The organism is Flavobacterium nitrogenifigens, assembly GCF_003254565.1.
GTDB classification, from domain to species: domain Bacteria; phylum Bacteroidota; class Bacteroidia; order Flavobacteriales; family Flavobacteriaceae; genus Flavobacterium; species Flavobacterium nitrogenifigens.
Map to the genome: position 1 here is coordinate 40,986 of NZ_QJRI01000156.1, position 7,694 is coordinate 48,679.

Consider the following 7,694-nt stretch of genomic DNA (forward strand, 5'->3'; position numbering starts at 1 on the left):
TATGAAAACAACACTGAAACACATCCTACTATTGCTGACTGTATTAACGGTTTCTAATATTTTTTCTCAAAATCATTTTATTGAAAATGGGGTAATCGAATTTGAAAAAAAATCAAATATGTACGCTTTGATTTCAAAAAAAATAAAAGGAGAAACTGAGAGTTATTATCAATTAGCTTTTGAAGGTTATAAAAAAAACCATCCTCAATTTAAAACTGCAAAAAGTACATTAAGCTTTTCAAAAAATAAAAGTTTATATAAATGGGATAATACCAGTGAACCCACAAGCAACAACAGTTGGATTGCAGATGATGCTATGGCAAATTTAAAAAACGTTATCGCCACAGATCTAGATACCCAAACCAGCATTACCCAAAAAAACGTTTATGACGATTTATACCTAGTTAAAGATAGTTTACGCAAAATTGATTGGAAAATTACCGATGAAACCAGAGAAATTGCGGGTTATGAATGCCGCAGAGCAAATGCCATAATTATCGATTCTGTTTATGTTGTTGCCTATTACGCAATTCAAATTCCGTTCTCTGGCGGCCCTGAATCTTTTACAGGACTACCGGGAACAATATTAGGCTTGGCCTTACCACATGAAAATATTACATGGTTTGCCACAAAAGTTACCGAAATTCCCATAGTCGAAAAAGATTTGGCTCCTCCAGTAAAAGGTAAGCCTACTGATAATAAAGAATTAAACAAAACACTTTTGGAAGCTTTAAAAGATTGGGGGAAATGGGCAAGAAAAACATTACAAGCCTACTCCTTGTAAAAAACTTTCAGAAACTTATTTCTTACGCAAAAACTATCTTATACCCACCAAAAAAGATTCTCAGAATGAAATATTTGCTTTCGATTTTAACGCTATGCCTTTTAATTGGCTGTTCAGGCACTAACGAAGAAGAAGTCCAGAACCCCACTCCCGAAAGCCCTCTATTCACTATTCAGAGCATTTCGGCCAATTCAGCCAATATAGGTGATACTATTACAATTAAAGGAGAAAATTTTAACCCAAACGCAGCCTATACTGTCACATTTAACGGTACCAATGCCCAGATTGTCCAGATCACTTCAGTTGCAATACGTGTTATAGTACCTGCCGGCACAACTCCCGGTCCGCTAATTGTGGCTTCAGAGGGCACAACAGCCAATGCAGGATACGTCTCCATAATTGGCCAAAACCGTCTATTCGCATACAAACGAGAAATTATCGAACTAAATTCAATTACGGGTGCAGAAAGCAAGTTTTTTGTCTATAATACAGAATCTGATTACCTGACCGAACTGGAATATTTTGCCCCGACCCATGAAATTATCGGGCAGGGATTTTCAAACGGCAATGGCAACACCTACAGACTTTTTAAAGTAAAGCTTGCAGACAAAACCATAACAGAAACCGCTTATAAAGGCTATGACCAACTGATCGCCACGACAACAAAATTATATGGGTACAGACTGTATGAAGGCATTGTTGAATTAAATCCAAATACGGGTTCCGAAATAGGAAGCTTAATACATACTGGAAGCGACCAAGTTTATGGTTTTATCTATAATCCCCACACCAATGAAATAATGGGTGATAAATGGCTGCTTGACAAAAATGGAAACAACATTCACAAACTCAGCAAGGTAAATCTTTCCGACCATACCATGACTGAAAATATCTATTACGGTTATGACGAATTGATTCCCGCATCTAATGGAAAATTATACGCCTATAGGGCGACAAAAAGGATAGTTGAACTCGATCCTTCGACTGGTGCAGAAATCAAAACTTTAACAAATATTACTGACGAACACGTATCGCATCTCACCTATTACCCACAAACTGACCAAATAATCGGCAAGAAAATCATTTTCAATAATGGAATCCCCACATACAAACTTTTAAAATTAGATTTAAAAAACAATTCATTATCAGAGAAGAACATTTTAAAGGATGATTACGACTATCTTGTTGTAACAGACTAAAGAAGAATACAGCGTCTGCCGTTGCATCTTAAAAAGGTTTATTGCCCTTAATAGGCAATTGTGAAAGGCTAAAAGAAATTAAAAAACAAAAAAGCTTCAAATTTACCGAATGCAGTTTCTCGTCAATCAGATGCCTGTAGTTTTTAATCTGTCCATAAATATTTTTTGTGTCAGATAATTTTTAAAGTTTCTAAAACACGGCTGAGCGTTTTATTAGTTCGTTTGCCAATATTAAAACTTACAACAGTTCTGGAATTCTTTTCCAAAGCATAAACCAACCAGATATAATTTTTCTTGTGTCTTACATAAGTGCATAGTTTGTCTACTTCAAAAGTTTTGCCTTTGCTTATAATTGGTTTAACAATGTGAGATGATTCTTTTCAATAATGTTATCGCTGATATTTTCAATATTCTTGCAGTGCTTCTTATTCCTAAACCTTCTATTGTGAATAGCACTATTTCCTGATTGATATTCTTTTTTTAAGCGTTGTAGCCATACTAAATCTGCTGCCTTTTTTTGCAAACACAACATTTATAACGCTGATTACTGTTAGATTGAAATCCATTTTTTATGCATTTACTATTGCAAAAATTACATTTTATTTTCATGACCTAATTTGATACACTACCTATCCATTGAAATAAATGCTCTAATCAAATCAATTTTACCATCACCGACAAAAAATCATAACTTGACAACACCTTAAGAAAGGAAGGAAGAAAGATTCCTCCCTCCCTTCTCCAATCACAAACTGAATCCAACCGCCTTTTCTGAGCTGCGTCTTACAGTTATTGTCTTCTTCAAAATTAAATATCTCCAACACTGTAAGCCCTTTTACAGCTTTCCTTGAATATCCGAACTTGTATGGCAACAGATTAGTCCTTGTCTAGAGCCATGCCTTAAACTCAAAAATTGCAAATTTATATTCTCTTTACGCAGTTTAAATTGCTAATATGCAAACCTCTCCGCCCTAATCTGATACATCACCACCTTAAATAAACATGGTACCAATACTGTAAAAATAATAAAACAGTATAAATACCTACTTTTAATAACTAATTTATTACTAAAATTGTACTAACTTTCCAATATTGCATCACGAATATACACTTGCCTAAAAAATTTCTTTAGCCACATAAATCTGCACCATGAAAATTAAAGACTTTTACGATCGCGCAATTCTAACGACAATTTTACTGCTATTGGCACCATTTAAAATATTCTCTCAAACCGAAGGCGATAAAACGTCGCTGGCTTTACCCCCTTACAACCTCTACTATCTGAGCAGATACATTCCTACAAATCTTGAGGCCCAGCAATCAGACCAGGTTTATGACGCGCTTATAGCCTGTCTAGGAACCAGTAAAGCCAATGAGGCACTTCAAAACTATCACAGAGCATCCGCTGCGGATAAAACACGCGACTTTCTGGGCGCATTTCTTGACGACAGGACAAAAAACATAGAAATAAAAAAACAGGAGATGATCACAAACCTAAAATCGGGAACTTTCATCATTTACAGAAATATGCCTGCACTCGAGAAAAAGTATAATGATTATGCCGCTGGGCGCGCTAAAAAAATGAAAGATATCGATACGCTGCAAAGTCTGGAAAAAAGAATCGGAGCCTATATCAAATTAGGAAAAAAAAGCAAGGAGCTGCTCGGAAGAACAGAAGATTCCATAAAAAAAGAGACAATACAAATTACCGATAAAATTAAGGAAATCAAAAAAAATGATTCCATTGAAAAAGTCCTATATGACAAAGAAGTAGTGCTTTATGTAAACAGCCTACCCTTCTATCCAAGCGGGAATACCGCCATATCCGGCAATCTTCAGTCCTCCGAACAAAAATACAGCGCAACGCAGATTCAAATAAATTCTTTCGTGCAGCCCATAGAGCAGAGAGCCGCAACAAATTCCATAAACTTGCCCAGCGAATCTGACCTTATTAATGCCATGGCCATTTTCCTTGCCAAAAGGGCCCAACAAGAGGCTGCGATCTGGTTTATGGACCAGCTGAGGGAAAACATGAATAATCCCCTGATCTTTGAGGCTTTTCCCGAGACATTAAAGCTCATAGAAGGTCTTGAAGATTATAAAACCCCCAATTTCAGCGCTTCTTGGAGATATGCAATTTCTTCTGATTTTGTCAGAATGCCTAAAAATCTTGCCGCTTCAGCATGGGTTAAAAACCTGATATTTGAGGAAAACCCCGAAAAGGCCGCCATTTTCTCAAGCTGCGTAAATTTCAGCTATGATCTCAACAGGCTTGTTGCCGAAAAATACAGCTACAGAGACATCATAAGATATTTTTATACAAACCCTAATTTTGATTATAGCAGCAACACTTCGAACCTGCAAAAAAATAATTCCTTCCAAAAGGCTTTAAACAGATCGGTGTCCATGCTCTACATCTTGACCAATGAATTCTTCAGCATCGATTCGGTAGGAGGCGAAAAAAATTTCAGGTTGCTTTCCTATGAGGAAATCAATTCCCTTAACGAAAATCAGCTCATTGCACTTGGCCAGCTTATAAAAGCCAAATATGGCGACAGATTTGATCAAGGAAGCGCTTTTTTTGCCCCCCTTTTTATCGCTTCAAATAAGGATAAGATATCAAACTGGTTGGGCAATATGCTGCTATCTTTAAGCCAGTTTGACAAAGTCAACAAAGACTTTCAGAAAGCTCTTGAAAACAAAAATGATCTCTCCAACTACAGCTTTTACAATATCTGGCAGATCACTTCCCAAATTATAGACAATTTAGACTATAAAAATTATTCCTTTTCCGGCCCGGCAAATCTGAGCGGCCTGCCAAAAGATTTCGACGTCTCGCTCATCAAAAACTGCATCGGCATCTATGACCATATGCAGGCCAAAAACTATTCGGCTGCAATCAAGGAGCTCACGGGCGTAATTGAAAAAATTTCCGCCAATGCAATAAGCAATGATTTTTACATGCAGGGCAAAAAAATTTCCTTTAAAGCAGACTCTTTTGTTATTGTTGAAAAAGGAGTGCAAAAGCACATAACATTGAATTTGTCCGGAAAAAAGCTGGAAATTAAAATAGACGGCGATCCCAAAAATAGCATGACCATCGAAAACTTTATAAAAATACAGCCTTTTATGGGTTTTGTACGAAATGCAAAAAAAGATTACAATTATGACCTTATAACAAAACTGGATACTTCCTTTAATAAAAGGCTTTCTGTTTTCTGCGATAGCCTAAAATTGGAAAAGGACTCGAAAACAGCCTTTTTAAAAGCGCTGAGCCTTTACGAAATTACTGATGCTGATGTAAATTCAAGACAGCTGTCCTTAAATCGCAATAAATTGGCATCTTTGTCCACTTCCCAGCACAACTCTGATAGAGATAGTGAAATTACAAATAGCGATCTTGATAAAGCAAAAAATAAATATCTAGACCAGCTGTTCAAACTTACTGCTTTCTTCAGCGATATTTTGGCCGCGAAAAACGAGCAGGATTTGGCAAATGTGATTGATTCGCACGCTCTTCCCCCAACATCCTACAAACTCAAAAGGAAAGTCAGACAGTCAATCGATCTTAATGGGTATGTCGGCGCGCAAGTTTCCAAAATTTTTCCAAATGGCAAAGATTCCTCATTGGAAAAGCAATATACGGCAGGAATAACCGCACCTATAGGCTTTGCCTTTACATGGTCTGGAAGAGGGCCAAAATCTGATAATTTTGGTTTCACCGCCGATATTATCGATCTGGGAAATATTGTCAACCATTATCTGGTTTCACCGGCCGCAAACTATCCTAAAGATGTCCATTTTTCAGAAGTTTTCAGTCCAGCCGTAAGTGGCATCTACAGCCTCAGGAAAACGCCATTTGTCGCTTTTGCCAGCGCCAAATTTCTACCTTTAAAAGCATCTAAATCCGAAACAGGCATATTGGTGAACAATAAGACATTTGACGCTTTTATACTGAGCATCGGCGTAAAAATTGACATACCGCTTGTCAACTTAAAAACAATAGTCGATTGATTTTAGCCGGCAGCAAGAAGCGAATCAATTTTCAATCTCAGTTTAGCAACAATCTTCAGGTATAGATTTACAACATACATTACGAAAAATAAATGAACGTAAAAATAAAATAGCTTTAGAGAAAGCTTAAGACCTCTATACAGCGTGAACAGGAGTCTATACCATTCTTGCAAATTTTACTAAATCATCTCCAATCAAAGAACCCTAAAAATAATTCTCCTTTCAAATAAACGCCCCTTTCCAACCAACCTTCCTCTCGCCGGCCAAAATCAAAACAAAAACAAAAACAAAAACAAAAAGAAAAAGAAAAAGAAAAAGAAAAAGAAAAAAACATAACTAACTAACTAACTAACTAACTAACTAACTAACTAACTAACTAACTAACTAACTAACTAACTAACTACAAACTTAAAAGAAAAATAATCTCCCCTTCAAACAAAGTGACATTCCTGCCCTATTTACAGGTAAAAACACAACATTTATAACGCTGATTTCCGTTAGATTGAAATCCATTTTTTATGCATTTACTATTGCAAAAATTACAGTTTATTTTCATGACCTAATTTGATACACTAAGGTACAACAAAAGCCTTTTAAGGCTTTTTAAAATATTAAAAACAGAAGAGACGACCATAAGGTCGTCTCTTTTACTATTCAAAAATTACAATTTTTTATTCTCTTTCAGGCAGTTAAATTGCTAATATGTAAAACACCTAATCTGATAAACTACCTAAATACATCATAAAATAAAAAAACAGCCCGAAGGCTGTTTTTTTATTTTATGCAATATTAATATAATTCATTGATTTTTCGCAAATGCAGATGGAGTAATTTAGCACCGACACATCTAGCACATTACCTTATTTTTTCAAAATAAATTTCTGAGCTTTAAATGAATTACGATCTGTTTTTTTAATTAAATAAACACCATCTGTAAGATTTTCCAAGTGAATTGTATTTAGAATATCTGCATCTAGATTTACTGATTTTACAATTTTTCCAGAGGCATCAATTATGTTGTAATTTCCATTGTATTTAGTAACAATATTTAAAATTCCCTTGCTTGGAACAGGGTACATTTTAAAATCGGATATTTTGAAATCGTCTAGCCCCAAAGTACTTACAGAAATACAATCAGAAACAATTGTACAACCTGCAACGGTAATTTCAACTTTATAATCGCCAACTATTGATGGTTTTAATGATTGATTAGTTTCATTTGTCAATAGTGTGTTAGGGCATTTATACCATTGATAAATGGCTCCAGAATGATCCGATGTTAAGATTCCAGAATTTAATGTTACTGTTTTCAGAATTGCAGAAGAATTGTTAATACTTAATACTAAAGTTTTAGTGTCGCATCCCGAAGAATAGGTATAATTTCCAGAAGCTGTATAGGTAGTGCCATTTACCGGCCAGGTATAGCTATCGCAAGCGGTTTCAGTTTGCGTAGAACTTGTAGAATTAGTGATCGTTAATGCTAAAGTCTTGGTGTCGCAGCCCGAAGAATAAGTATAATTTCCAGAAGCTGTATAGGTAATGCCATTTACCGGCCAGGTATAGCTATCGCAAGCGGTTTCAGTCTGCGTAGAACCTGTAGAATTAGTAATCGTTAATGCTAAAGTCTTGGTGTCGCATCCTGAAGAATAGGTATAATTTCCAGAAGCTGTATAGGTAGTGCCATTTGCCGGCCAGGT

General features: G+C 35.8%; 4 protein-coding genes and 2 pseudogenes. 3 read left to right on the plus strand and 3 right to left on the minus strand.

Features of this window, described 5'->3' with window-relative positions:
• Position 1 precedes the first annotated feature (1 nt).
• On the plus strand, positions 2–784 hold the full coding sequence (locus DM397_RS02390) for a GLPGLI family protein (protein ID WP_111376026.1): 783 nt from the start codon (positions 2–4) through the stop codon (positions 782–784).
• Positions 748–1,983 (plus strand): IPT/TIG domain-containing protein, encoded by a 1,236-nt coding sequence (locus DM397_RS02395; RefSeq protein ID WP_111376027.1) that lies wholly within the window; start codon positions 748–750, stop codon positions 1,981–1,983. The genes DM397_RS02390 and DM397_RS02395 overlap by 37 nt, the downstream gene beginning before the upstream one ends.
• A 103-nt stretch (positions 1,984–2,086) precedes the next feature.
• On the opposite strand, the pseudogene DM397_RS24240 reads toward DM397_RS02395, so the two are convergent.
• A pseudogene (locus DM397_RS24240) lies at positions 2,087–2,592 on the minus strand (IS1 family transposase); the annotation flags it as partial.
• A gap of 540 nt (positions 2,593–3,132) precedes the next feature.
• Between DM397_RS24240 and DM397_RS02405 the strand changes: the two are divergent.
• The gene (locus DM397_RS02405; RefSeq protein ID WP_111376028.1) at positions 3,133–5,997 is read left to right on the plus strand and encodes a hypothetical protein; all 2,865 of its coding nucleotides are present in this window, start codon (positions 3,133–3,135) and stop codon (positions 5,995–5,997) included.
• Positions 5,998–6,454: 457 nt separating this feature from the next.
• On the opposite strand, the pseudogene DM397_RS24245 reads toward DM397_RS02405, so the two are convergent.
• Together DM397_RS24245 and DM397_RS02415 are read right to left on the minus strand one after the other, a co-directional pair.
• Positions 6,455–6,553 (minus strand): annotated as a pseudogene (locus DM397_RS24245) (IS1 family transposase); the annotation flags it as partial.
• A 304-nt stretch (positions 6,554–6,857) separates the two neighbouring features.
• A partial coding sequence (locus tag DM397_RS02415; protein ID WP_162615452.1) for a T9SS type A sorting domain-containing protein occupies positions 6,858–7,694 on the minus strand: 837 nt, incomplete at its 5' end.